Raw genomic sequence first — 25,603 nt, 5'->3', positions numbered from 1 at the left:
TCAGGAACACAGGGAGATTTACCCATGGGAATACTCAGTGGCAAGAAAGCACTGATCGTTGGCGTTGCCAGTAAGCTGTCGATCGCCTACGGCATTGCCGAAGCGTTTGCCCGGGAAGGTGCCGAGCTGGCATTCACCTACCAGAACGAAAAGCTGCGGCCTCGGGTGGAGAAGTTCGCCGAACAATGGGGCAGCAAGCTGACTTTCCCCTGTGACGTGGCCAGTGACGAGGAAATCGAGCAGGTCTTTACCGAGCTCAACAAGCACTGGGACCACATCGACATCATCGTCCACGCCGTGGGCTTCGCGCCGGGGCACGAGCTGGACGGCAACTACGTGGATGTAACCACCCGTGAGGGTTTCCGCATCGCCCACGACATCAGCTCCTACAGCTTTGTGGCCCTTGCAAAAGGCGCGCGCGGAATGATGCACGAAGGCAGCTCACTGATTACTCTTAGCTACCTGGGTGCCGAGCGGGTACTGCAGAACTACAACGTGATGGGGCTGGCCAAAGCCTCGCTCGAGGCTAACGTGCGCTACATGGCCGCCAGCCTTGGCCGCGACGGCATCCGGGTGAACGCCATCTCCGCTGGCCCGATCAAGACGCTGGCAGCCTCCGGAATCAAGAGCTTCCGCAAGATGCTGGCCGAGAACGCCAAACGGGCGCCATTGCGCCGCAACGTTACCATCGATGAAGTGGGTAATTCCGCGGCCTTCCTGGGCTCGGATATGGCCAGCGGCATCACCGGTGAGATCATGTACGTGGATGCCGGCTTCAACATTACCGGCATGGCGGAAATGGAAGACTAACGTCAGATCACATCGACGCCCACAAAAAAGCCGGCTCCGTGCCGGCTTTTTTGTGGCTGCTATTCGGCTGCCATCGCAGTCGCCACCGCCTCGACCCACTCGACGAAGGCGGTTTCATCGGATTGCAGGATCTGGGCGCCAACCAGAAACTCGGATTCGCAGGGTCGGCACCACACCACTTCCAGCATCAGGGAAAACTCCTGGTCTGGCTCACCCAGCGAAACCCAAGCGGGTAAAAGCGCACCGAGTGAAACCGGCTCATTGGAGAACAACGACATTCCCCGGGCCGAAATATCACGGATCCGGCATGCCAACTGCCGTCCACCTTCGTTCTCACCTTTGGTCGGACCCGGCATAGTAGATTCAAGTTCTAATGTAGCGCGGGCGGTTGCGGTAAGGCGGTAGTCCGCACGATTGTCCGGCACCTGCCTGCCCTGCCCGGCATTACCAAATTCGTAGTCTGCGTCAGTCATTATTGTTATACCTTCCTGTTCGAAACGCTCAATTTCGGCCGACCCGGATTCGACCCACGACACGACTCAACGTGTCATCAAATTCTGCTGCACTACCCAATACCCGGATTTGGCCAGATACGATGCCTTCCACCAGTTGATTGTCGATATACTCCCGGCGATTCAGACCGAGCCGATCGACGAAAACGAGTTTTCGCGAGGCATTGATCCGCACCGCCAGTTTCAGCCGAATCGGATCCTCGTCGCCCTTGTCCGGAGTAACGACGATCCACCCCCCCAGTTTGATCCCGTCCACCTGAGCCTGGGCCAATAGTGTCTGCTCGCGCTCCAGGCGCTGCTGTTCGGCACGTTCGCCCTCAAGCCGCTGCTGCTCTGCCAAATCACGCTGACGCTGCAGCTCCGCCTCTCTGGCTGTCTCTTGAGCCATCCGCGCCTGTTCGGCGGCTTCCCGCTCACGCCTGAGTGCTTCGGCACGTTCTCTTGCGTCCTTGGCAGCTTGCTCACGTTGCTTGCGTTGCTTTGCGCAAACGGTCGCCAGCACGGTCACCGTATCGGTTAATACCTGACCAAAGGGAGTCAACGTGGGTAGCGGTCTTAAGTCGCTTTGAGTTCGAGCGGTTTCAAATTCGGCCCAGGGTTGCAGGCCCAGTTTTACGCCGGCGCCATTGGTCCAGAGGATTTCAGCGGTATCTTCCAGCAGCGCGAAGAAGAACCGTCGCTGCTCCCGGCGACCTTCGCCTTCAACAAACCAGCCGCCCTCAAGGCCCTCGGCAATGCCGGGCTGACACCCGGAAAATGCCAACCAACTGCTGTCCCAGGGAAAAGCCTGTGACGTGGGCAGCGCCTCTGCCAGCTCCGGTGCTTCTCCCCGAAGCCTGGACACCATTACGTTCTCGATGCCTGCCAATGCCTTTGCTTCAAGGGCCTGACCGAAAGTTCGGTTCCAGACATCCATCAGTCGATCGCCAATCTGCTCACCAACGGTGTACAGCCGATTGCGGTCCTTGTCAGACAGCGATGGATCGCCGACCCAGACCAGCCACTCAAGCAGCTTTGACCCATGGCGACAGCCCTCACCTTCGACTCCCGATGCCCAGATCGCCTGTTTCAGCAGCCGGTACCAATAATCCAGAATAAACGTTGTAATTTCCGGTGGCAGCATGCGGCCCTGCAGAGCTCGTCCGATCAAGGCCCGGGCAGTCTGGTCTGCCCGGCGCTGACGGGCGGCGCCCTGTTCAGTCTCCAGCAGCCGCTGCCTCAACTTGCCAGTTTGGGCATTCCGCTTTTCGGCATCCAGCTGCCACTGTCCGCAGAACTCCTCGACAGGCGCGGCCTCGCCCGACTCGAAACTACTGGAAACGGCGATAACCAAGGCATCGAGCTGGTCAAGCAACACTCGACTTGAGCGCCCGCCGGAATCACTCCAGCCCCGCCACTCCTGCAGGCTGTCGAGCCAATTGGTGAGGGTGTCACTAAAGGCATCAGCCCCTTCAAGATTCATCCGCCAGGCCAGATAGAAACGCAATCGGGCAACGCGACGGGCAAGCTCAGGATGCAGTCCACTGGTTTTCAGGAACACGTCCATGATGCGATCAGCCACATAGGCGGCATTGATCTGCATGGACGACCAGTCGAGATGAACGGAGCGGATGACATGAGTAACGCGCTCATCGCGCTGCTCAACCCAGCATGATGACAACAGTGGGCGCCAATCGCTGACGAATTCCGGTGCGAGCTTACCGGCCGGGTAAGGCAGATCCGGGACACGAATGCCGGAGAGCACGTCTCCAATCTGTCCGGAAACCGCTTTGCGACTCGCACTACCCTGCGGTTTTTGCCGGTTCTGTGACATCCGTTCCCCATTCGTAAGAAGCGTTGAAAAGGCCTACCAAATAACGCAGTATAACCACCTCCCCGGGGTTATTCACACCGGATTCCCGGGGCTTTGGCACCAATCTGCAACTTCGTTGGCATTTGTTCGTCCAATGGAGATGCAACGATCAGAATCGGGGATAAAGAACAACATGTCGGGCAAAAAACTAGAGAACCTGAACGTGGCCAGCCAGGAACCACTTATCACTCCTGAAGCACTCAAGCAGGAGATGCCGCTCTCCGACGCCGCCGCCGAAACCGTGGCCAAGGGCCGCCAAGCCATCTACGACATCATGGACGGTAAAGACCATCGTCTGTTCGTGGTCATTGGCCCCTGCTCCATCCACGATGTTGAAGCCGCGCGTGACTACGCCCAGCGCCTGAAAAAACTGGCGGACGAAGTCAGTGATACCCTTCTGATCGTAATGCGGGTCTATTTTGAAAAACCGCGGACAACCGTCGGCTGGAAAGGTCTGATCAACGACCCGCACCTGAACGATACCTTCGACATTGAACAGGGGCTCCATATTGGCCGCCGCCTGTTGCTGGACATCAACGAGCTTGGTTTGCCGGCCGCGACTGAAGCGCTGGATCCGATTTCGCCCCAATACCTCCAGGACACCATCGCCTGGTCAGCTATTGGCGCTCGAACCACCGAATCCCAGACCCACCGCGAGATGAGCAGTGGGCTTTCTATGGCTATCGGTTTCAAGAACGGCACCGACGGCAGCCTGGATGTTGTTGTGAACGCCATGAAATCGGTATCGCACCCGCACAACTTCCTTGGCATTGATCAACAGGGCAAGGCTGCCATTATCCGCACCAAGGGCAACAACTATGGTCATGCGGTTCTCCGTGGCGGTGGCGGCAAGCCCAATTACGACTCAGTCAGCGTCGCGCTGTGCGAACAGGCCCTGGAAAAAGCGAAGCTGCGTAAATCGATCATGGTGGACTGCAGCCACGCCAACTCCAATAAGGATCCTGGCCTGCAACCGTTGGTGATGCAGGACGTCACCCACCAGATTCTGGAAGGCAACAGCTCTATCCAGAGCCTGATGGTTGAAAGCAACATCAACTGGGGCAGCCAGTCCATTCCTGACAATCTGGACGACTTGAAATACGGCGTATCAGTAACTGACGCCTGCATCGACTGGCCGACCACCGAGAAGGCCATCCGGGAAATGCGGGACAAGCTGAAAGATGTCCTGCCTGGCCGCAAGATCGGCTGACCGGACACTGACTGCATAAAAAAGGGGAGCCAATCGGCTCCCCTTTTCTGTTCATGGCTGACGGTACTGATCCAACCCTAGCCTCAACCCGCGATTCACCTGCGCGCTGGCAAACCACCGACCCAATCCAGTCGATCGCGCAGCGCAACGACGTTGCCAATGATGACCAGCGTGGGCGGCTGAACATCATCCGAGCCAACCCGGGCAACAATGGTGTCCAGCGTGCCAGTGATGACTTTCTGGTCTGGTGTGGTGCCCTTGGATACCAGCGCCACCGGCATTTCCGGAGACATGCCGTGACCGATCAACTGCCGGCATATAATCGGTAGACCAACCAACCCCATGTAGAACACCAGGGTCTGGTTGTTCTGCACGAAGTCCTTCCACGGCAGATTGCAGCTGTCATCCTTCAGATGTCCGGTGACAAACCGCACAGACTGGGCATGATCCCGGTGCGTCAGCGGGATACCGGCATAAGCCGCGCATCCCGATGCGGCAGTAATGCCGGGGACCACCTGAAAACGCACGCCCGCAGCCGCCAGGGTCTCAATTTCCTCGCCGCCACGGCCGAAGATAAACGGATCACCCCCTTTGAGCCGCACCACTTTGTGGCCCGCTCGTGCCAGATCCACCAGGCGCTGATTGATCTGATCCTGAGGCAAGGTGTGATTTGACCGCTGTTTGCCAACATGAATCCGTTCAGCGGTTTCAGGAATGAGTGCCAGAATCTCAGGCGATACCAGTCGGTCGTAAAGCACCACTTCAGCGGCCGAAATCAAACGCCAGGCTTTCAGCGTCAACAACTCCGGATCCCCCGGGCCGGCACCCACCAGGGCGACTTCACCGGCGGAGCTGTTGGGGTTATCGGTTACCGGGTTTACCCGGTACCGAATTGGTGCGGGCGTTGCACCAATGCCCTTCCCTGGTGCATTTTCTGGCTGATCACTCATTGGATTCGGTCTAGGCCTCCCATGTACGGCTTGAGTACGTCCGGAATCAGGATGCTGCCATCGGCCTGCTGGTAGTTCTCCATCACAGCGATCAGGGCACGGCCGACCGCCAGGCCAGAACCGTTCAAGGTATGCACTGGCTCGGGCTTTCCGGTTTCCGGGTTACGCCATCTTGCATGCATGCGCCGTGCCTGAAAGTCACGGGTGTTGGAGCAGGATGAGATTTCGCGGTACTTTTGCTGCCCCGGCAACCAGACTTCCAGATCAAACGTTTTCGCCGCGGAGAAGCCCATATCGCCGCCACACAGGGTCATTACCCGGTACGGAAGTTCAAGCAACTGCAGTACTTTCTCAGCGTGCCCAGTCAGGGCATCCAGCGCCTGGTCGGAATCTTCCGGGCGAACTATATGCACCAATTCCACTTTGTCGAACTGGTGCTGCCGGATCATGCCTCGGGTGTCGCGGCCGTAGGAGCCGGCTTCGCTGCGGAAACACGGTGTATGACAAACCATCTGCAGCGGCAACTCGCTGGCGTCAAGAATGCTGTCAGCAACCAGGTTGGTGGCAGGCACCTCTGCGGTCGGGATCAGGTACAGCGGGTTATCCCCTTCCATTTTGAAGAGGTCGTCCTCGAACTTGGGAAGCTGTCCGGTGCCATAGAGTGTTTCGGCATTGACCAGGTACGGAACATAGGCCTCGGTGTAGCCATGCTCGCCGGTGTGCAGGTTGAGCATGAACTGAGCAAGCGCCCGGTGCAGCCGAGCCACCGGGCCACGCATGACCGCAAAGCGGGAATGTGCGAGCCGGCTGGCCGTCTCAAAATCCAGCCCCTTAAGGCCTTCACCAAGCGCCACGTGGTCTTTGGGTTCAAAATCCAGCACCGGAGGCGTGCCCCAGCTACGGATTTCAACGTTGTCGTCCTCGCTGTCGCCAGTAGGAACGCCTTCGTCCGGAAGGTTAGGAATGCCTGCCAGAAACGCGGTCAGCTCTTCCTGCAGCGACCGCAGCTCGTCTTCCGCTTCGGACTTTTGCTTTTTCAGGCTCTCAACCTTGTCCAGCAGCGGCTGGATATCCTCACCAGCGGCCTTGGCCTTGCCAATCGACTTCGACTGTTTGTTCTGCTCGCCCTGAAGTGTCTCGGTACGCACCTGGAGTGCGCGACGGCGTTCCTCAAGCTGCTCGAAGGTGGCGGTATCAAAGGTGAAATTCTTGATGGCCAACCGACGGGCGATCTCGTCAGTCTGAGTACGGACACGTTTTGGATCGAGCATGGTTATCCTGACTATTCCGGTTTGCGATGTGTGAGAAATGACGGGACATTATACCTGCACTGAGGCTCGTGGCTACCTTGCCGCCGGGCTCAGGAGTAGCGCTTACGGGTACTTTCGGCATTGCGCTGGTTCAAGCGCTCGCGCTTTTCCGCCAGTTTGATTTCGAGCCCACGATTAACCGGCTGGTAATACCGACGCTGATGAATCGCTTCGGGCAGATAGGATTCGCCGGCAGCGAACGCCTCCGGCTCGTCATGGGCGTAGCGATAGGATTCGCCGTGGCCCATGGACTTGAGAAGTTTGGTGGGTGCGTTCCGAAGGTGCACAGGTACTTCGTAATCGGGGTCTTGCCGAATATCCGCCATACAACGGTTAAAGGCGTTGTACACGGCGTTGCTCTTCGGACACATGGCCAGATAGGTCACGGCCTGCGCAAGCGCCAGCTCGCCCTCAGGCGACCCCAGACGTTCCTGGGCGTCCCAGGCATCCATGCTTAGCTGTAGAGCTCTCGGATCGGCGTTTCCGATGTCCTCACTGGCAATCCGTACCAGCCGTCTTGCTGCGTATAACGGATCGCAGCCACCATCAAGCATCCGGCACAGCCAATACAGGGCTCCGTCCGGGTCCGAGCCCCGCACCGATTTGTGCAATGCAGAGATCTGATCGTAGAAAACATCCCCACCCTTGTCGAAACGGCGCAGGCTGGTTTGCATGACCTGCTCCAGCTGGGCCTCAGAGACGGTATCGCGGCCCTGGGCATCCGGTTCAGCCAGGTCAGCGGCCACCTCAAGGATATTCAGCGCACGGCGGGCGTCGCCGCCGGCAGCCGCGGCCATCATCTCCAACACCTGCCGAGGCACCGCCAGGCGCCCGGCAAAGCCGGTGTCTGATTCAAGGGCACGCTCGAGCAATCGGAGGATGTCGTCGTCCTCAAGATTCTTGAGCACGTAGACTCGGGTTCGGGATAACAGCGCGCTGTTCAGCTCAAACGACGGATTCTCGGTGGTGGCGCCCACAAAGATGAAGGTGCCATCTTCGATATGCGGCAGAAAGGCATCCTGCTGGCTTTTGTTAAAGCGATGGACTTCGTCCACGAAAAGCAGCGTGTCCCGGCCTTCCGCGCTCTTACGGTGACGGGCCCGGTCGACAACAGCGCGGATCTCTTTGACCCCGCTGAGCACCGCCGAGATGGTTTCAAAACTGAGGTCACTGAGGTTCGCGAGCAGCTGGGCGAAAGTGGTTTTACCAACACCCGGCGGCCCCCAGAGAATCATGGAGTGCAGCTGGCCCTGTTCTACCGCCCGACGTAACGGCTTGCCAGGGCCAACCAGGTGCAACTGGCCGACGTATTCATCCAGTGAGGCTGGGCGCATGCGCGCCGCGAGCGGTCGGAATCCGGTCTGTTCTTCGAACAGGCTGTCCTGCATCAGGCTCCGTCCCGGATGATATCCACGCCTTCCGGGTAGTCCAGGGAAAAGGCGCTATCGTCCACGCTCTGGTTCAATCGAATGTCGTCGAAGCTCAGGATGCTGAGCTGGGCCAGGGAATCCTGCATGCGCATTTCCTGCAGTTCGCCCTTGAAGAAAGTCAGGCGAAGGGACACAAACAGGGAATCCGGGTTCCGGGGCTCTAATGTGTATTCCCGGGTGTTGTCGCCAATCGCCTTCAGGGACACCTTGTAGGTCTCATCCAGATTGCCGACTTCACCACTGAGCAGCAGTGCCGGAGTGGTTTGCACCCGTTCATCCAGCTTGTGGACGGTCACCTGTTCAAGGTCCGGGTCATAGACTTCAACCGTCTCACCATTGCTGACAATGAACTGAGACAGGGGCGCACTGGTCTCCCAGTAGAACAATCCGGGGCGTTTTGCCTTCAGGGCACCGCGGGTTTCCTGTACCCGATTGCCGTTCTCATTGACCACGATCTGAATGAAGCTGGCCTGGTACGACTCGTAACTCTTGAGCACCGAGGCCAGTTTGCCGGCGGCATCGTGAGATTTGGCCGAATCATCAGCGGCGTTTGCCGACAGCGCAAAGACAGCGACCAAGGCCAGGGCAATGAGCTTGAAAAATGGGTGCTGTTGCATAGCGAACCGCTCCTAATCTCTTGGGGGTGGTGGTGCCAGCACTTCCCGGGCGCCATTGTGCCCCGCTGAGCTGACCACGCCAGATGCTTCCATGGCATCAACCAGGTTGGCCGCCCGGTTATACCCTATCTTGAATTTGCGCTGGACGGACGAAATTGACACCCGCCGGCCCTCGGTAACGAAGGCGACCGCCTCATCGAAGAGAGCATCGCCCTCGCTGTCTCCGCCACCCTCTGTCAGGGTCGGAACCCCGGGCAGGTTTTCACCTTCCGCGCCGTTGAGGACATCGTCGACATAGACGGGCTCACCACGGGCCTTCCAGGCGCTAACCACACGATGGACTTCATCGTCGTCCACAAAGGCGCCATGGACCCGCACCGGCAGACCGGAGCCCGGTGGCAGGTACAACATGTCACCATGGCCGAGCAACTGCTCCGCACCGCCCTGATCGAGTACGGTACGGGAATCGATCTTGGAGGACACCTGGAACGACATCCGGGTAGGAATGTTGGCCTTGATCAGGCCGGTGATCACGTCCACGGAAGGCCGCTGCGTGGCAAGAACCAGGTGAATACCAGCGGCACGGGCTTTCTGGGCAATCCGGGCGATCAGCTCTTCCACTTTCTTGCCAACGATCATCATCATGTCGGCGAATTCGTCGATGACCACCACAATGAACGGCAGGGTCTCCAGTTCCGGACGCTCCTGCTCGTCGTTCGCCAGGTATTCGTCCGGCTTCCAGAGCGGATCGAGCAAAGGTTCACCGGCATCCCTGGCGTCTTTCACCTTGCGGTTGTAGCCGGCAATGTTCCGAACACCCAGATTGGCCATCAGCCTGTAACGGCGTTCCATTTCGGCCACACACCAGCGCAGGGCGTTGGCGGCCTCCTTCATGTCGGTGACCACCGGCGCCAGCAGGTGCGGAATACCGTCGTAGATGCTCAGTTCCAGCATCTTGGGGTCGACCATAATGAAGCGGACCTCATCCGGTGTCGCCTTGAGCAGCATGCTCAACAGCATGGCGTTAACGCCAACGGACTTGCCCGACCCCGTGGTACCCGCGACCAGCAAATGCGGCATCTTGGCCAGATTGGCGACCATGGGGTTGCCGCCAATATCGTTACCCAACGCCATGGTGATAGGCGATGCGGACTCTGCGAAAACCCGCGCGCCAAGCACTTCGCTCAGGCGAACGATTTCCCGTTCCTCGTTGGGAATTTCGATACCCACAACGGACTTGCCGGGAATGACCTCAACGACACGAACACTCAGAACGGCCAGGGATCGTGCCAGATCCTTGGCGAGGTTGGAGATCTTGCTGACCTTAACCCCGGCCGCCGGCTTGATTTCGAAGCGGGTGATCACCGGCCCCGGATTGACTTCAACCACTTCCACGGAAACGCCGAAGTCGGCCAGTTTCTCCTCAAGCATCCGGGACATATGTTCCAGCGACTCTTCGGAATAACCCCGCTCCTTGTGCTCTTCCGGAGGATCAAGCAAGGTCAGCGGCGGTATGGCGCTCTCAACGTCCTCCAGCAGGGACGCCTGCTTATCTTTTGACTTCGACTCCGTCGGAGGCTGCTCGTTCTTTTTGAACGGAGAAATCTTCAGCGATCGCCCAGCCGGCTGCTGCGCCTGCTCTGCGGGCTTAGCCGTGCGCGATGGCTGCGGCTCCGCCTCGGCCGCACCGTCATCACGTGAACTAAAGCTCTCAAGCCTGGCCGGCTCGGAATCGATATCGGCCGACAATCCCTCAAGACCCGGCTCCTTGCGCTCTTTCAGAGCCTCGCCTGTGGGTTTTGCTTTAGCTTTGCCCGGACCAAAACCGGGAATGCGATGCCACCATCTCGGCCCCTGGTTGTCCTTTTTCTCACCCTTGGGAGCCGGAACCCGGTCTTTAACAAGGGGTGGCTCTGCCGATCTTTCAGGCGCCTTGGCGGGCTCTGGCTTGGCCTTCTTTTTATCAGAATCCGGGCTAAACATGCCTTTCAGGGCAAGGCCGAATCTGAGCGTCAGCCCACCGATCTGGTCCATCAGCCAGAACCAGGAAAGCCCGGTGGTAACCGTAAGGGCGAACAGGAAAATGGCAATCAGCAGGAGTGTGGTGGCTGGCAAATTAAAGAAGCGTACCATCGCCTCAGAGACGGCGGTGCCCATGACGCCCCCGGAGGACACACCGAGGCCAAACACCGAATAGAGCGACAGCAGGCTGGTGGCAGAGAGCAGAATGAGCAGGAACCCGCCAAACCGCATCATAAAGAGCGGCCAGTGCAGATCCATGGAATCGTTGCGGCGCCGGATCAACATGATCGCGTAGCCCGCGATCATCACCGGAAACAGATAGGCCACCTGCCCAAAGAAATCCATGAACAGACTGGCCAGCCAGGCGCCAGTGCGCCCGGCATAGTTCTGTACGCTGGTGTCGTGACCAATACTGGCCCAGCCGGGGTCTGAGGGGCTGAACGTCACCAGTGCCATTGCGAAGTAGATGCACAGGGCAATCAACGCAATCACTGCACCCTCACGGGCGCCCTGTGCCGCCAAATGGCGGAAGCGTTGCTGTTTTTCGGTCAGCTCCTGCGGTGCTTTCTTCGCTTTAGCGGATTCGGCCATGAATACTCAAACGTTTCCATTGCTTGGGTTCTGAAGTGCCTGAAAGCCGCGAGCAAGATCGGTTTTCAGGTCTTCGACTGCTTCTATCCCTACGGAGATACGTACCAGGTTCTCGGTGATCCCCGCGGCATGCTTGTCTTCAGGCGACAGGCGACCGTGGGTTGTGGTGGCCGGATGAGTGATCGTGGTTTTGACGTCACCCAGGTTGGCGGTGATCGAAATCATGCGCGTGGCATCGATAAACTGCCAGGCTTCTTTCCGATCGCCCTTCAGCCGGAACGAGAGTACACCCCCAAAACCGGATTGCTGCTGTTTCGCCAACTCGTGCTGCGGGTGACTCTCAAGACCGGCGTAGAACACTTCCGCCACAGCAGGTTGCTCTTCCAGCCACAACGCCAACTGTAGCGCATTGTCGCAGTGAGCACGCATACGAATTGGTAAGGTTTCCAGGCCCTTCAGGAACACCCACGCGTTAAAGGGACTCATGGTTGGTCCTGCGGAACGGAGGAAGCCATAGACTTCGTCCATCAAGGCATTTGGCCCGACCACAACGCCGCCAACACAGCGGCCCTGGCCGTCCAGATACTTGGTCGCCGAGTGGATAATGATATCGGCACCATGTTCCAGTGGTCGCTGCAGGACCGGTGTACAGAAGCAGTTGTCGACCACGAACAGGGCATCATTGTCCTGAGCCAGAGTCGCCAGCGCTTTCATATCCGCCACTTCACACAGCGGATTCGACGGTGTCTCGATGAACAGCATGCGAGTCTCGGGCCGTACCGCCTGTGTCCATTCATCCATGTTGGTGAGGCTGACGAACGACGTCTCGACGCCAAACTTCGCCATGTATTTCTGAAACAACACGTTAGTAGTTCCGAATACGCCTCGGGAGCAGACGACATGATCGCCAGCCTTCAGCAGCGCCATGCAGGTACTCAGAATGGCGGCCATACCAGACGCGGTCGCTACCGCACGTTCACCGCCTTCCATCGCGGCAATCCGGCCTTCGAAAGCCTGGACCGTCGGATTGGTAAAACGGGAATAGATATTACCGGGCTCTTCGCCACCAAAGCGTGCAGCAGCCTGGGCTGCACTGCCATAAACAAAACTTGAAGTCGGGAAAATCGGGTCACTGTGCTCCAGCTCACCGGTACGAATCTGCCCTGCCCTCACCGCCAGGGTGTCCACAGACATACCTTCAAGATCCGATTCCGGAATCCAGACATTCTCTTCACGACGTAACGTCATGAGCTACTCCTGATTGCACGCAGTGCGTGATTAATCTTCGTCATTGTGCAGGTCGATGATGCCATTATCACCAGAATCTCCGCCTTGTTGCTTGGAGCGACTGTCATCGTTGCGCGCATCTTCCAGACGGTCCAGGTAGGCCTTGTCGACATCGCCGGTCACGTACTGCCCGGTAAAGACAGAACACTCCCAGCCTTCAATATCCTCGTTGACGTCATTAACGCAGGTGATGAGGTCGTCCAGATCCTGGTATAGCAGCCAGTCTGCGCCAATCAGGTCCCGAATCTCTTCAACCGTGCGGTCATGGGCAATCAACTCGCTGGCCGACGGCATGTCAATCCCGTAGACATTCGGGTAACGCACAGGGGGTGCGGCCGAGGCAAAATACACGTTGCGCGCGCCAGCATCCCGGGCCATCTGAACAATTTCCTTGCACGTTGTTCCGCGAACAATGGAGTCGTCAACGAGCATGACGTTCTTGCCCCGGAACTCAAGATCAATCGGGTTCAGCTTCTGGCGTACGGATTTTTTCCGCATCTTCTGACCGGGCATGATAAAGGTACGGCCGATGTAGCGGTTCTTGATAAAGCCTTCTCGGAACTTCACTCCCAACCGGTGCGCCAACTGCATGGCGGAGGTACGGCTGGTGTCGGGTATAGGCATCACCACGTCAATATCGTGATCGGGCCGCTCACGCAACACTTTGTCTGCAAGGGTTTCGCCCATTCGAAGACGCGCCTTGTAAACCGACACCCTATCGATAATGGAGTCCGGTCGAGCGAAATACACGTGCTCGAAGATGCACGGGAACAGATGCGGGTCTTCGGCACACTGCTGGGTGTAAAGCGTGCCATCCGTTTCGATATACACAGCTTCACCTGGTGCGATATCTCTTACCAGGGTAAAGCCAGCTGCGTTCATGGCCACGCTTTCCGATGCGATCATGTATTCCTTGTGCCCGTTGTCGTCCTCGCGAACCCCGTAGCAGGCCGGGCGAATCCCATTTGGGTCGCGGAAACCGACAATGCCATAGCCAGTGATCATCGCAATGACGCCATAAGCACCCCGACACCTTTTGTGCACGGCTCGCACAGCAGCAAAGATGTCATCTTTGGTCGGATTCAACTTGCCCAGCTTCTGCAACTCATGAGCAAAAACGTTCAGGAGAACTTCGGAATCAGAATTGGTATTGATGTGCCGAAGGTCGGTCCGGAACAAATCCTCGCTGAGATCGTCAGCGTTGGTCAGGTTGCCGTTATGGGCCAGCGTGATGCCGTAAGGGCTGTTGACATAAAACGGCTGCGCCTCGGCTGAGCTGGAACTGCCGGCCGTGGGGTAGCGGACGTGGCCGATACCGACATTGCCGACCAGACGACGCATGTGGCGGGTATGGAAGACATCGCGAACCAACCCGTTGTCCTTGCGGAGGTAAAAGCGCTCATCCTGAAAGGTAACAATGCCCGCCGCGTCCTGGCCCCGGTGCTGAAGTACAGTCAGTGCATCATAGAGCGACTGATTGACGTTGGAAGTGCTGACGATGCCGACAATGCCACACATGGATAAAGTGTTCTCCGAGTGTTAAAACTGAATGTTAGCTAGAGGTGGATGCAGGTGCCACGCCTTGCTGAAGTTGACTGCTGTCTGATTCCCGGTAGCTGTCCGAAGCCGGTCCCAGGAAACGGGCGAATTCATCACCCAGTGTACGCCGTGACCAGTCCTCGACCACCGCAAGCTTGTTAATCATGATCGACTCACGCCACCAGGTATCCTGAGCCAGCGGTGTGTAGCGGGTAAAGGCAATGGCGACGATGACAACCACCAGTCCGCGCAGGAGTCCGAAACCCATTCCCAGTACGCGATCCGTCGGGGACAGTCCGGTAGCCCGAACAAGATGGCCAATCATGTTATTGATGATCGCGCCCACAATGAGCGTGCCGAAAAAGAGAATCGCAAAGGCGGCAATCAAGCGCACCAATGGTGTTTCGACCGTGCTCTCCAGAAGGGTTTGCATTTGCGGGTGGAAGGTTCTGGCGAGTATAAACGCGCCTACCCAAGTCACCAGAGACAAGGCCTCTCTCACGAAACCCCGCTTCAGACTGATGAGCGTAGACACTGTAATCAGGGCAATGATGACCCAGTCAATCCAGATCAGCGCTTCCATGTAAAACCCGGTGGAAAAAAGGAAGCGCAAATTCTATCAGGAATCAGCCCGCCACCAAACTGCCAGAGGCTCGGAAACTCAAGAAAAGAAGCTCATTTATCTCCGGTGGTCACCAGGCTATTGAGACTGAAGGACTCATCCAGGTCGCGCTTTGCCGCTTCGGCGTCCGATTTACTGCTAAACGGACCACTGAACACACGGGTCAGTGTAGTGTCGCCCCGCTCGACCTTCTGGAGATGAGATCCATAGCCTTTGTCACGCACCTGGTCCCGCAAGCGTCGAGCATTATCGGCGTTGCCAAAGCTACCTAACTGCACCACATAAGCGCCGTCCAGTGACCGGGTAAATTCAGCGGACTCTTCAGCGGACTTTGATTCTTTGCTTTGGCTGCTGGTGCTGGGCTCCGGCTCGGTAGCAACCTGCTCTGCAGGTTCATCGCGCGGGGCCGGGGCATTGGTCTTGGCAGTCTGGGAATTCTGAGCAACTTCTGGCTCCGGCGCGCCTGAGAAAGGCTCAGCATCCTCTTCCACCAGACGGTAGTCTGGCGCCTCGCCGGAGTCTTCCGAGGCCACCGATGGCTGCTCGGCATTGTCAGGACGGGGCTCAGCATACGCCGGTGGCTCTTCGCGGTCAGATTCAGGAGCCGTCACCTCAGGAAACGGAGGCTCCTCCGGAATCTTGATGGTTGTCGAGGTTCGCTCGGAATGCGGCTCATCGAACACCATCGGAACAAAGATAACCGCCAGGGATACCAGTACCAGCGCCCCGATTATCCTTTGTTTCAGTCCATCCACGATTCCAGGCTCCCGTTGGTTAGCGACTTACCACGTTGGCGATAGCAGCAGATACTAACCGCCATCCTGACAGAACTCAAAGCAGCACCGCCCGCCATGGAGAAAGTTTAAGGCGCACTCGGCACTCCCTGCCCTGCGAATTTGGCCAGAATATGGGCAATACGCTCGCGCATTTGGTGCCGATCAAGAATCATATCCACCGCACCTTTATCAAGCAGGAACTGACTGCCCTGAAACCCTTCCGGCAGCGCCTCCAACTCAACCTGTTCAATCACTTCGGACCGGGCGTAGCCAGCCCGAGCATCTGGCTCAGCAATATTCAGGTCACCCAGCATCGCCAGACTGGCCGACACCTCGCCTGAAACTTGCTCGGTCATTACCGAGATGTACGGAAGACCTTCCTGTCTCATCCGCTCAAGAACAGCCGCCGCCTTCGCCATTTGCAATAACGCGCTAAGCCCCTCCTGAATCCGGGCACCACCACTGGAAGAAAAACAGACCAGGGGGACTCTTCGCTCTATGGCTGCGGTTGCCGCTTGAACGAATTTGTCGCCAACAACCTCACCCATGGTGCCAGCCATGAAGCTGGCCTCGAACGCACAAGCGACGAGAGGTACGCCCAGTGTGGTTCCTGTCATCACGACCAAGGCGTCGTTTTCGCCAGACACCTGGCGGGCAGCATCCAGCTCATCCTGGTAACGGGCAACGCTCTCGAATGAAAGCGGATCGGATGACACCAGGGCTGCCGCAAGCTCTTCACGGCCATCGCTATCGAGAAACGAGCCCAGCCTTTCTCGAGCGGTCATCCTTGTCAGCCGGCGACGTGCCTCCGCCACCGTAAAGAAAGACCCGAACACGATAATCAGGTCCTTGGGACGTGCGATAGCACGGGCCGCGGAAATAGCCTGCGAGACAGTATCTGCACACTCGTAATGAACAAGATCCGTACTCTGGGCTCTCTCTTGTAGACTCTGGACCGACAACCCTCGTGGCACGGTGAGTCCTGCCAACCACCAATGATCTACGGCCGGCTTCATGGCCGCCAGGACACCGTTGATGTCTTTATCACCCAACGCTGCATAAACCGCAATAACTCGGCCATCTGGATTCTTCTCGGCCTCCACCCTACTCGCCAGCCATCGGGCTGCATGGGGGTTGTGCCCGACATCAACAAAGATATTCGGCCGCTCCGACATTCGTTCAAAGCGACCGGGCACCCGGAGTTGCTGCAGCGCACGTTCGATACGACCAATTTCCAGGTTCGGCTCCAAGGTGTGCATGGCCACAACCGCCGCGGCAACACTGGATACAGGTAGAGGTCCCGATGGAAGCGCGATCTCCCTGCCCTGATGAATCAGCACCAACCGGGCCGGCGCAGAATCTTGGCCAGCTTTCATGGGATGCACTTGGTAGTCCCGACCTGCAAGCGCCAGATCCACCTTCTGCGCGGCCGCCTGTTGAAGCACCGAGCGTGGCGGATCATTGTCGGCGCAAACGGCGGGTATGCGGGGGCGCAACACGCCGGCTTTTTCAAAGCCGATGACTTCGCGGTTGTCACCGAGAAATGCCACATGGTCAATGTCCACGGACGTAATGATGGCCAGATCCGCATCCATGACATTGACGGCATCCAATCGCCCCCCCAAGCCTACCTCGAGCAGCCAGTCGTCGACCCCCGCCTCCGCGAGCGCCACAAACGCCGCCAGGGTTCCAAACTCAAAGTAAGTCAGGGAGACACCGCGGCGAGCCGCTTCCACACGCTCAAAGACGGAAACCAGCGAAGCATCGTCGATGTTTCGGCCGTTCAGGCGAATTCGCTCGTTATAGACTTCGAGGTGTGGCGAGGTATAGGCCCCGGTCGTTCGGCCAGCGGCCTGCAGCAACGCCTCCAGAGAGGCGACTGCGCTACCTTTGCCATTGGTACCGGCGACGGTGATGATCCGACCAGGGGGCTTGCGCGGAAACAGTCGTCGCAAAACGACAAGCACGCGATCCAGGCCAAGATCAATTTCGGTGGGATGGAGTGCTTCCAGATAGGACAGCCACTGATCGACAGTGGCGCCAGCCCCCGGGGCAACCGGGGGCTGGACGTTATTATTGCTCGGCAGGGGCATCAGCTTCCGGTTTTTCCGTTACTTCGAACTCGATGGGCGCTTCAGTTCCAGGACGCTCATGACCGGTAAACTTGGCCAGCACATGGGCAATGCGTTCACGCATTTGGTGCCGATGCAGGATCATGTCGATGGCACCGTGCTCAAGCAGGAATTCACTGCGCTGGAAGCCTTCTGGTAATTTTTCACGCACGGTCTGCTCGATCACTCGCGGACCCGCGAAACCGATCAGCGCGTTTGGCTCGGCAATATTCAGGTCACCCAGCATCGCCAAACTCGCGGAAACACCACCAAACACGGGGTCAGTCATCACAGAGATGTAAGGAATGCCCTCCTGCTTCATGCGCTCAAGCACCGCGGCCGTTTTGGACATCTGCATCAGCGACAGTATCGCTTCCTGCATACGGGCGCCGCCACTGGCAGAGAAGCACACCAGGGGAATCCGTTCGGCCAACGCAACATTCGCAGCCTGAACGAATTTTTCGCCGACCACCTGCCCCATTGAGCCACCCAGGAAATTGAACTCGAACGCGCAGGCTACCAGGGGAACACCGAGTGTGGTGCCCTTCATGGCCACCAGGGCATCCTTCTCGCCGGTTGTTTTCTGGGCATGTGACAGACGGTCTTTGTAGCGCTTGCTGTCTTTGAACTTCAGGCGATCCCATGGCTCCAGATCGGCTGCAATTTCGTGCCGATCTTCAGGGTCCAGGAAAACATCGAGACGACGACGGGCGTGAACCCGAAGATGATGATTACACTTGGGGCAGACGTCGAGATTCTTCTCAAGCTCCGGCTTGTACAAAAAAGCACCGCACTTCGGGCACTTCTTCCATAGGCCTTCCGGCACACCGGTTCGTTGCTTGGATTCCGAGCGAATCTTGCTCGGCATAATCTTGTCCAGCCAATTACTCATGATTTCATCCTGTCCTTTGATGCCAGTCGGCCTACCCCTGCTTCTCAGGAGCTCAGGCCATCCAAAGCCTCACGCATCGGGTGGAGCAGATCCGTCAGCGCTCGCTTAAGCTGGTCGTTATCTGCCTGGTTTCTAGCTATTGTATCCACCAGGACGCTACCAACAATTACACCATCGGATACCCGTCCCACCGCTGCAGCTGTGTGAGCGTCCCGAATACCAAAACCTACCGCCACCGGAAGCGCAGTAAGTTTATGAATATGATCCACGCGACTAGCGACTTCGTCGACGTTGATTTTCGAGGCTCCGGTCACACCATTGAATGAAACATAGTACACATAGCCGGAGGAGTGCTCGCTGATTGCACGAATCCGGTCATCGGTAGTGGTTGGCGACAACAGGAAAATGGCATCCAGGTTGCGCTCAGTGAACAGCGGTGCCACGTCGTCGGCTTCCTCGGGCGGCAGATCCACCGTCAGAACGCCGTCGACACCAGCATCAACCGCAGCGTCGGCAAAGGCTTCATAACCCATCGCTTCCATTGGGTTGAGATAGCCCATCAAAACGATCGGCGTTTCGCTGTCCTTGGTGCGGAATTCCTTGACCATGGCAATGACCTGGCGCAGCGACGTTCCGTGTTTCAGGGCGCGCTCACACGCCAGCTGGATAACCGGACCATCGGCCATGGGATCCGAAAACGGCACGCCCAACTCGATGATGTCGGCGCCTGCGGCCACCAGGGTATGCATCAGACCTACCGTTGCATCGGGATGCGGGTCACCGGCGGTGATGTAGGGAATAAGTGCCTTGCGACCTTGTCCTTTAAGGGCCTCGAGGGTCCTTTCAATTCGGCTCATGCCTGCTCCTGTAACTTCTTCAGATCTCGATGCCTTCAAGCTTGGCAACCGTGTTGATGTCTTTATCGCCCCGACCGGACACGTTGATCACGACGGTTTGATCCTTGTCCATGGTAGCCGCAAGCTTGATGGCATAGGCCACCGCGTGGGCTGTTTCCAGTGCCGGCATGATCCCTTCGACACGGGTCAACTTACGGAAGCCTTCCATCGCCTCATCGTCGGTGACGGACACATAATTGGCACGACCGATGTCTTTCAACCAGCTGTGCTCAGGCCCCACACCCGGATAGTCAAGACCGGCACTAACGGAATGAGTGCCAGCAATCTGGCCATTCTCATCTTCCATCAAGTAAGTGCGGTTGCCATGAAGGACACCGGGGCGGCCCGCGCACAGGGGAGCAGCGTGCTTGCCGGTTTCAATGCCCAGACCCCCGGCTTCAACACCGTACAACTGAACAGATTCGTCAGACAGGAACGGGTAGAACATACCAATAGCGTTGGAGCCACCACCGACACACGCCACCAGGGCGTCCGGAAGTTTACCGGTTTTCTCCAGCGCCTGGCGGCGGGTCTCACGGCCAATGACCGACTGGAAATCACGAACCAGCATCGGATATGGGTGCGGACCGGCGACCGTGCCAATGATATAGAAGGTTTCGTCTACGTAGGATACCCAGTCGCGCATGGCGTCGTTCATCGCATCTTTCAGCGTGCGAGTGCCACTTTCAACCGCGTGCACCTCGGCGCCCAGCAGTTTCATGCGGAATACGTTCAGCGACTGGCGCTGCACATCCTCTGCACCCATGAAAACGTGACACTCCAGGCCAAGACGGGCACACACGGTTGCGGTCGCCACGCCATGTTGGCCGGCGCCAGTTTCGGCAATGATCCGTTTCTTACCAAGAAAGCTTGCCAGCAGCGCCTGGCCGATGGTGTTGTTCACCTTATGGGCGCCTGTGTGACACAGATCTTCACGCTTCAACCAGATTTGCGCACCACCGGTTTCCCGGGTCAGTCGTTCTGCGAAATACAGTGGGGTGGGCCGACCGACATAATCCGCCAGCTCCTTGTCAAAGCGAGCCTGGAACTCGGGGTCATTCTTCAGCATCTTGTATTCTTTCTCGAGCGTCATCAGGGAATCCATCAACGTCTCGGAAACAAACCGTCCGCCAAAGGCCCCGAAGTGCCCCCGTGCATCCGGCAGCGCGCTCAGCATTTCTTCTGTCAATTTCTCAGACACGGTGAACCTCTTTGATAAAGTCGGAAATTTTTTGGATATCCTTGATGCCTTTACTGCGCTCCACACCACCGCTGACATCAACAGCCCAGGGTTGCACCTGTTCGACAGCGCGGAACACGTTATCAGAAGACAAACCACCGGCCAATATGAGCGGCAGCGGCTTCTCTGACGGGATCAGATCCCAGTTAAAAGACTTCCCCGTCCCTCCGTAGCGCTCGGGGTCCCAGGCGTCCAGAAGCAGGCCTGCGGCCTCGTGGTACCGGGCAAAGGCCTGAATCACTTGTTCGCGATTCTGAACCCGGATGGCCTTGATCCAGCGACGCTGAAATTGGCTGCAGAACTCGGGGCTTTCATCCCCGTGAAACTGGAGCAAATCCAAAGGCACATGAGAAAGCACCTCTCTAACCTCCTGCTCGGTCGGATTTACGAACAGCCCGACAACAGAGACGAAGGCCGGAACCGATCGAATCAACTTCTGGGCATCCGCAATGCTGACCGCACGCGGGCTTGGCTCGTAAAAGACAAAGCCCAACGCATCAGCGCCGGCCGCCACCGCCGATTCCACATCCTCGGTGCGGGTCAGGCCACAAATCTTGACTCGCGTACTCATGCCTGTTCTACCGGTTGCTTCGGGTGAATGTGGGTTGGCGGTATTGGTCGATTCTCTGATCGATCAAACCAGGGTCGCAAAAAACCTGGCCCGCACTCAGCCTGAGGGATACCAAAATGACCGGGGTAACCGACATCAACAAGGTACAGGCCATGCGGCGGTGCCGTGACCCCTGCCACTGTTCTGTCTCTTGCCCCTAGTATGTCATGAATCCATTGAGCCGGCTTCTGCCCTGCGCCAACCGCCATCAGAGCGCCTGCTATGTTCCGCACCATATGGTGCAGAAACGCGTTTGCCTGCACGTCTATTACGACAAAGTTTCCTTTGCGGGTTACCGCAATCCGCTCCATGTACCGGATTGGTGTGCGGGACTGGCACCCCGCCGCCTGGAATGACGAAAAATCATGCTCGCCCAACAAAGCCTGTGCGGCTTCATGCATGCGGTCAGCATCGAGAGGACGGAAAGTCCAGCTGACCTGACCTCGCTGGATGCCGGGTCGAACCGGATGATTATAGATAACGTAACGATAACGCCGATAAACGGCAGAAAAGCGGGCGTGAAAATCTTCAGTACCATTACCGGCCCAATGGACAGCAATGTCGCTCGGCAAGGCGGTATTGATGCCCATCACCCAGGAGCGAAGACTTCTGATCGACGGGGTTTCAAAGTGGGCAATCTGGTAGCTGGCATGCACGCCGGCATCGGTTCGCCCGGCACAAACCAGATCCACGGGATGATTCGCAACTTTGCCAACCGCCGCTGCCAGGTTCGCCTCTACCGAGCGCACTCCGGATTTCTGCTGCTGCCAGCCGTGAAATTCGCGCCCATCGTATTCGAACGCAATGGCGACCCGGCCGTTACCAATTTCAATATCCGTGGTGAGTTGTTGAGATTCGAAGAACAAGCGCCTATCCGAAAAAAGTCATACTGAAAAAAACAAAGCGCCGGCTTGTGTCGGTTAAGAACCCGACGGCCGGCGCTTTTACCTTAATGACTCGATTATAACGAATCAGGACAGATTTTTAAGGAGATCCTGTGCTTCGCTTTTCTGCGCGTCATCTCCTTCCAGCGCGACTTCCTCAAGGATGTCACGGGCACCATCACTGTCGCCCATCTCAATGTAAGCACGGGCCAGATCCAGCTTAGTCGCCGCTTCATCGGTCCCAGCGAGGAAATCGAAATCATCTTCGTCACCCAGCTCGCTTTCATCAATTTCAGTCACAGCGGATTTCGACGCATCTTCGCCCACAGTTTCCGAGGCCACCGGCAATTCAACATTGTCGTCGCTGGTCAGTGACTCAGGCTCATCAAGGTCATCCAGGGAACTCAACTCTTCCAGTTCCTCGGTGCCGGCAATTTCGTCCTCCGGGCTATCCGCTTCGGTCTCCCCAAGAACATCACCTTCGGCGAGCGTATCTTCAAGGTTCAATTCGTCGTCCAGCGCAGGTGTCTCACCTTCCTGATGATTGGCCGAGTCTGCGGAATCAGAGAACTCTTCCATCAGTGCCAGATCCTCATCCGAGACGTCCAGTTCAAGATCGTCGAGCGAAGATTGCTCCATTTCTTCGCCTCCAAGCTCGTCGTCTTCTCCTGCGACCTTGTCCAGTTCGGCATCAAGTTCGTCAAGGAAAGACTCGTCGAGGGAGTCAACATCCGACTCGGCGGACTCCGGCTCATTGCTGGCCACCTCCTCGTTTGCGCCGCCCCCAAGAGCGTCTGTCTCAGGCTTCTCATCTAGAGCGCTTTCGAGTTCCAGCTCGAGATCGAGATCGTCAGCTTCATCGCTTTCGCTCAATTCCAACGAGCCTTCATCTTCGAGATCGACTTCCAACGCCGAGTAGTCGTTATCACTCTCTAGAGAGGTTTCGAGCGAAGTCTCCTCGCCTGCGGCGCCCTTTTCTTCCGAGTCCAGAGAAAGTCCCGACAGATCGTATTCGATCATGCCATCGTCGTTCTTCTCTTCAGCGGTCGCTTCAGCTGCCCCTTCAGAAAGGTCTTCAGAAGACTCGCCTGAACCCTTTACCCCGGCATCAACCGATTTTTCGGCAGACTCAAGGTCATTGAGATCGAAATCGGCAAAGTCTGTATCCAGTTCGCCAAATTCGTTCTCAATCTGCTCTTCCTGCTCTGAATCGTACTGGTCAGCCAGTAGCTCATCCGACAGTTGCATCTCGTTGTCATCGGATGCTGCCGTTTCAGTCTCCAGCGGCTCCGCGCTACCAAACGAGTCAGATTTGAGTTGCGACTCAAGATCGTCAATGCTCGGCATTGCTTCAGCTTCGTCCAGCTGAGTTCTCAGCGCTGTTGCAGAAGCCATTGCCTGATCGTCATCCAGCGCAGCGATCTCACCAAACTGCTTTTCAAAAGAAGCGCGATCCTGACTGTCGGCATAGACACCCAGCAACTTCAGGCGCAGATCAGTGCGGCTTGGCTCTCGAGAAATCGCAGTCTCCAGAGTCTGAGCAGCCTGATCGTGGCGGCCGAAGGCAACGTAGGTTTCGGCCTCGGCCAGCGGGTCTTCGGCTCCGGCCTGCTCCGGCTCCTCGTCATCCAGGCTTAGCTGGATCGAGTCGCTGTCATCCTCGGCTTCGCTGTTCAGCTCTTGGTAAAACGCCTTTTCACGATTGGCATTCCTTCGAGCCAAGAGCAGCAACAGCAGCAGCAGAACGATCAGGCCTCCACCAACTGCCATCTGGTACATGGCGTTGTTGGTAATGGAGTCGAAGATGTTGCCCAACAGGCCTTTGTCGGCAGCTGGCTGCTGACTGGCGGTCTGCGGTGCTGGCGCCGCTTCCTCGGGCGCAGCTTCCGAAGCTACAGGCTCGGCCTCAACAACTTCTGCCTGCTCAGGCTCAGCCATCGACTCCGCCTCAACCGCAGAACCGTCACCTGCAGCGGCGGCTTCCACATCAGCGCCTTCGCCTGTGCCTTCAGTGGCAGAAGCAGTTTCGCCTTCAGCGGTTTCACCTACCGGCTCAGCTTCACTCACCTCGGTGACAGGCTGCTCCTGTTCTGTGATTGCAGATTCGGCGGCCTCAGGCTCGCCTTCAGCACCAGCAGTATCCTCTACAGCTACAGCACCTTCCGGCGAATCTGTTGCCGGCGCTTCTTCCGATTCTCCAGCCATCTGCTGCATTTCTGCCAGCTGACTATTCTTCAGCTCGAGCAATCGCTGTAGTGTCTCAACCTGTTCCTGCAGATCATCAACACGAGTGTTCAGCTCTTCGTTTTCACGGCGGGCACTTTCAAGCTGCTCCATCGCAACCGCACTACCGGCGTCGGCACCACCCGCAAGTTGACCATCGCCACCCGCAGAGCCGCCTTCAGTTGCTTCGCGACTTTCTTCATCCGGGACCAGAAGCTTGAGCTCATCGCCCCCAGCTGCTGCTGTTGCTGTTGCTGATTCCGGTGCTGCCTGAGGCTGGCTTGGGGCCGTGGCATCAACGGTGCGCTTTGGCGTCTGGAATTCAGTGTTCTGCTGGCTGACTGCACGGGTCGCCTGGGCTCGCGTGCGTGACTGGATCTGATCCAGTGTCGGCACCCGCAGAATCTCTCCCCGCTTCAGGCGATTGATGTTTCCACCAATAAAGGCATCGGGATTCAAATCCTGAAGGGCCAGCATCACCTGCTGCATCGACACCGAGTCGTTGGGCCGAACTCGCGAGGCGATGGTCCAGAGGGTATCGGAGGACTGGGTTGGGCCCAGGGTATTACCCTGGTAGCCACGGCTCAGGGATTGCTGGGCCTGAGCCTGGCGACGAATAGATTCGTTGCTTCGCGTCGATGTGGGCTGCGGCTGGACTGAGGTAACCGCTGGAGCACTGACCTGCTCCTGAACCCCGGAATCTTCAGCGTAGACAGGGGGATCCACCAGTACGGCGTATTCCCTCATCAACCTTCCGTTTGGCCAAGTCATCTCAAGCAGAAAGTTCAAATATGGCTCACGCAGGGGCTCCCTGGACGAGACATTGACCGCCAGCGACCCATCGTTTTGTGTAACAACCTGGAACCTGAGTTTACTCAGAAACTGGTTGCGGCTGAGTCCGACCCTTTCATAGGCAGATTCGGGGGCGACGTTCACGAACACGTCCCCGGGATCTACTCCCCGGCTTTGGGGCAGATTTATCTCTGCATCCAAAGGCTCGTTCAGGTAAGACTGAAGTTCAATTTCTCCCAGCCCCAGGGCCTGTGCGACGCTGGAGCCAAGCCCTCCCGCCAGAGCCAGGGCAACCGCAAGCTTGCGTACCTTCATGCTTTTTCCTTTCCAGTCTCCGTTATTCGTTACTGCTTTAATAAAACAGAATCGGACGAGGTTGGATGACTTCCGTCTGGATAATTCTAGTTATTATGTCGTTTTAGTAACG

The 25,603-nt window shown here is 57.5% G+C and carries 19 protein-coding genes and 1 pseudogene; 2 read left to right on the top strand and 18 right to left on the bottom strand.

Features of this window, described 5'->3' with window-relative positions; genetic code table 11:
• The first annotated feature begins 24 nt into the window (after positions 1-24).
• Entirely contained in the window at positions 25-810 is a 786-nt protein-coding gene (locus FGO67_RS10930; protein ID WP_203300724.1) for an enoyl-ACP reductase FabI, read from the top strand.
• A 59-nt stretch (positions 811-869) separates the two neighbouring features.
• On the opposite strand, the gene FGO67_RS10925 is transcribed toward FGO67_RS10930, so the two are convergent.
• Complete coding sequence (locus FGO67_RS10925; protein ID WP_203300723.1) at positions 870-1,283, bottom strand: PilZ domain-containing protein; 414 nt, start codon at positions 1,281-1,283, stop codon at positions 870-872.
• 28 nt (positions 1,284-1,311) lie between these two features.
• Entirely contained in the window at positions 1,312-3,135 is a 1,824-nt protein-coding gene (locus FGO67_RS10920; protein ID WP_203300722.1) for a DUF1631 family protein, read from the bottom strand.
• A gap of 172 nt (positions 3,136-3,307) precedes the next feature.
• Here FGO67_RS10920 and FGO67_RS10915 point away from each other — a divergent pair, with 172 nt between their 5' ends.
• A complete protein-coding gene (locus FGO67_RS10915) occupies positions 3,308-4,384 on the top strand; it encodes a 3-deoxy-7-phosphoheptulonate synthase (RefSeq protein ID WP_203300721.1) in 1,077 nt (358 codons plus the stop codon).
• 95 nt (positions 4,385-4,479) lie between these two features.
• Here the strand turns inward: FGO67_RS10915 and cobA are convergent.
• The 16 genes and pseudogenes from cobA to FGO67_RS10830 form a co-directional block, all read right to left on the bottom strand.
• Positions 4,480-5,229: pseudogene (gene cobA / locus FGO67_RS10910) on the bottom strand (uroporphyrinogen-III C-methyltransferase); the annotation flags it as partial.
• 101 nt (positions 5,230-5,330) lie between these two features.
• A complete protein-coding gene (serS, locus tag FGO67_RS10905; RefSeq protein WP_203300719.1) occupies positions 5,331-6,605 on the bottom strand; it encodes a serine--tRNA ligase in 1,275 nt (424 codons plus the stop codon).
• Between the two features lie 89 nt (positions 6,606-6,694).
• Positions 6,695-8,032 carry a replication-associated recombination protein A gene (locus tag FGO67_RS10900; RefSeq protein WP_203300718.1) on the bottom strand — a complete coding sequence of 446 codons (1,338 nt, stop codon included), beginning with the start codon at positions 8,030-8,032 and terminating at the stop codon, positions 6,695-6,697.
• Positions 8,032-8,691 carry an outer membrane lipoprotein periplasmic chaperone LolA gene (gene lolA / locus FGO67_RS10895; protein WP_203300717.1) on the bottom strand — a complete coding sequence of 220 codons (660 nt, stop codon included), beginning with the start codon at positions 8,689-8,691 and terminating at the stop codon, positions 8,032-8,034. Before lolA ends, FGO67_RS10900 begins: the two co-directional genes overlap by 1 nt.
• 12 nt (positions 8,692-8,703) lie before the next feature.
• A complete protein-coding gene (locus tag FGO67_RS10890) occupies positions 8,704-11,304 on the bottom strand; it encodes a DNA translocase FtsK (protein ID WP_203300716.1) in 2,601 nt (866 codons plus the stop codon).
• A 6-nt stretch (positions 11,305-11,310) separates the two neighbouring features.
• Complete coding sequence (locus tag FGO67_RS10885; RefSeq protein WP_203300715.1) at positions 11,311-12,552, bottom strand: O-succinylhomoserine sulfhydrylase; 1,242 nt, start codon at positions 12,550-12,552, stop codon at positions 11,311-11,313.
• A 30-nt stretch (positions 12,553-12,582) separates the two neighbouring features.
• The gene (purF, locus tag FGO67_RS10880) at positions 12,583-14,109 is read right to left on the bottom strand and encodes an amidophosphoribosyltransferase (RefSeq protein ID WP_203300714.1); all 1,527 of its coding nucleotides are present in this window, start codon (positions 14,107-14,109) and stop codon (positions 12,583-12,585) included.
• A 34-nt stretch (positions 14,110-14,143) separates the two neighbouring features.
• Positions 14,144-14,713 carry a CvpA family protein gene (locus FGO67_RS10875; protein ID WP_203300713.1) on the bottom strand — a complete coding sequence of 190 codons (570 nt, stop codon included), beginning with the start codon at positions 14,711-14,713 and terminating at the stop codon, positions 14,144-14,146.
• A gap of 92 nt (positions 14,714-14,805) precedes the next feature.
• Positions 14,806-15,507, bottom strand: coding sequence for an SPOR domain-containing protein (locus tag FGO67_RS10870; RefSeq protein ID WP_203300712.1), 702 nt, complete (start codon positions 15,505-15,507; stop codon positions 14,806-14,808).
• A 107-nt stretch (positions 15,508-15,614) separates the two neighbouring features.
• A complete protein-coding gene (gene folC / locus FGO67_RS17285) occupies positions 15,615-17,621 on the bottom strand; it encodes a bifunctional tetrahydrofolate synthase/dihydrofolate synthase (RefSeq protein WP_338039557.1) in 2,007 nt (668 codons plus the stop codon).
• Entirely contained in the window at positions 17,602-18,531 is a 930-nt protein-coding gene (gene accD, locus FGO67_RS10855; protein ID WP_203300711.1) for an acetyl-CoA carboxylase, carboxyltransferase subunit beta, read from the bottom strand. The genes folC and accD overlap by 20 nt, the downstream gene beginning before the upstream one ends.
• Positions 18,532-18,575: 44 nt before the next feature.
• A complete protein-coding gene (gene trpA / locus FGO67_RS10850; protein ID WP_203300710.1) occupies positions 18,576-19,388 on the bottom strand; it encodes a tryptophan synthase subunit alpha in 813 nt (270 codons plus the stop codon).
• Between the two features lie 19 nt (positions 19,389-19,407).
• Positions 19,408-20,616, bottom strand: coding sequence for a tryptophan synthase subunit beta (gene trpB, locus FGO67_RS10845; RefSeq protein WP_372980608.1), 1,209 nt, complete (start codon positions 20,614-20,616; stop codon positions 19,408-19,410).
• Positions 20,617-20,620: 4 nt separating this feature from the next.
• Complete coding sequence (locus FGO67_RS10840) at positions 20,621-21,238, bottom strand: phosphoribosylanthranilate isomerase (RefSeq protein ID WP_203300709.1); 618 nt, start codon at positions 21,236-21,238, stop codon at positions 20,621-20,623.
• Entirely contained in the window at positions 21,235-22,143 is a 909-nt protein-coding gene (gene truA, locus FGO67_RS10835) for a tRNA pseudouridine(38-40) synthase TruA (RefSeq protein ID WP_203300708.1), read from the bottom strand. The genes FGO67_RS10840 and truA overlap by 4 nt, the downstream gene beginning before the upstream one ends.
• A 105-nt stretch (positions 22,144-22,248) precedes the next feature.
• Positions 22,249-25,491, bottom strand: a complete 3,243-nt coding sequence (locus FGO67_RS10830) for a FimV/HubP family polar landmark protein (RefSeq protein WP_203300707.1) — start codon at positions 25,489-25,491, stop codon at positions 22,249-22,251.
• Positions 25,492-25,603: the final 112 nt, after the last annotated feature.

It is taken from the genome of Marinobacter sediminum (genome assembly GCF_016820575.1).
GTDB lineage: Bacteria > Pseudomonadota > Gammaproteobacteria > Pseudomonadales > Oleiphilaceae > Marinobacter > Marinobacter sediminum.
Note: the sequence above shows the minus strand (reverse complement) of the source record. Positions and strands in the feature narration are given on the sequence as shown.

Coding starts and splice junctions, on each gene's coding strand:
- FGO67_RS10930 (WP_203300724.1), top strand. CDS start 25: ATGGGAATACTCAGTGGCAAGAAAGCACTGATCGTTGGCGTTGCCAGT.
- FGO67_RS10925 (WP_203300723.1), bottom strand. CDS start 1,283: ATGACTGACGCAGACTACGAATTTGGTAATGCCGGGCAGGGCAGGCAG.
- FGO67_RS10920 (WP_203300722.1), bottom strand. CDS start 3,135: ATGTCACAGAACCGGCAAAAACCGCAGGGTAGTGCGAGTCGCAAAGCG.
- FGO67_RS10915 (WP_203300721.1), top strand. CDS start 3,308: ATGTCGGGCAAAAAACTAGAGAACCTGAACGTGGCCAGCCAGGAACCA.
- serS (WP_203300719.1), bottom strand. CDS start 6,605: ATGCTCGATCCAAAACGTGTCCGTACTCAGACTGACGAGATCGCCCGT.
- FGO67_RS10900 (WP_203300718.1), bottom strand. CDS start 8,032: ATGCAGGACAGCCTGTTCGAAGAACAGACCGGATTCCGACCGCTCGCG.
- lolA (WP_203300717.1), bottom strand. CDS start 8,691: ATGCAACAGCACCCATTTTTCAAGCTCATTGCCCTGGCCTTGGTCGCT.
- FGO67_RS10890 (WP_203300716.1), bottom strand. CDS start 11,304: ATGGCCGAATCCGCTAAAGCGAAGAAAGCACCGCAGGAGCTGACCGAA.
- FGO67_RS10885 (WP_203300715.1), bottom strand. CDS start 12,552: ATGACGTTACGTCGTGAAGAGAATGTCTGGATTCCGGAATCGGATCTT.
- purF (WP_203300714.1), bottom strand. CDS start 14,109: ATGTGTGGCATTGTCGGCATCGTCAGCACTTCCAACGTCAATCAGTCG.
- FGO67_RS10875 (WP_203300713.1), bottom strand. CDS start 14,713: ATGGAAGCGCTGATCTGGATTGACTGGGTCATCATTGCCCTGATTACA.
- folC (WP_338039557.1), bottom strand. CDS start 17,621: ATGCCCCTGCCGAGCAATAATAACGTCCAGCCCCCGGTTGCCCCGGGG.
- accD (WP_203300711.1), bottom strand. CDS start 18,531: ATGAGTAATTGGCTGGACAAGATTATGCCGAGCAAGATTCGCTCGGAA.
- trpA (WP_203300710.1), bottom strand. CDS start 19,388: ATGAGCCGAATTGAAAGGACCCTCGAGGCCCTTAAAGGACAAGGTCGC.
- FGO67_RS10840 (WP_203300709.1), bottom strand. CDS start 21,238: ATGAGTACGCGAGTCAAGATTTGTGGCCTGACCCGCACCGAGGATGTG.
- FGO67_RS10830 (WP_203300707.1), bottom strand. CDS start 25,491: ATGAAGGTACGCAAGCTTGCGGTTGCCCTGGCTCTGGCGGGAGGGCTT.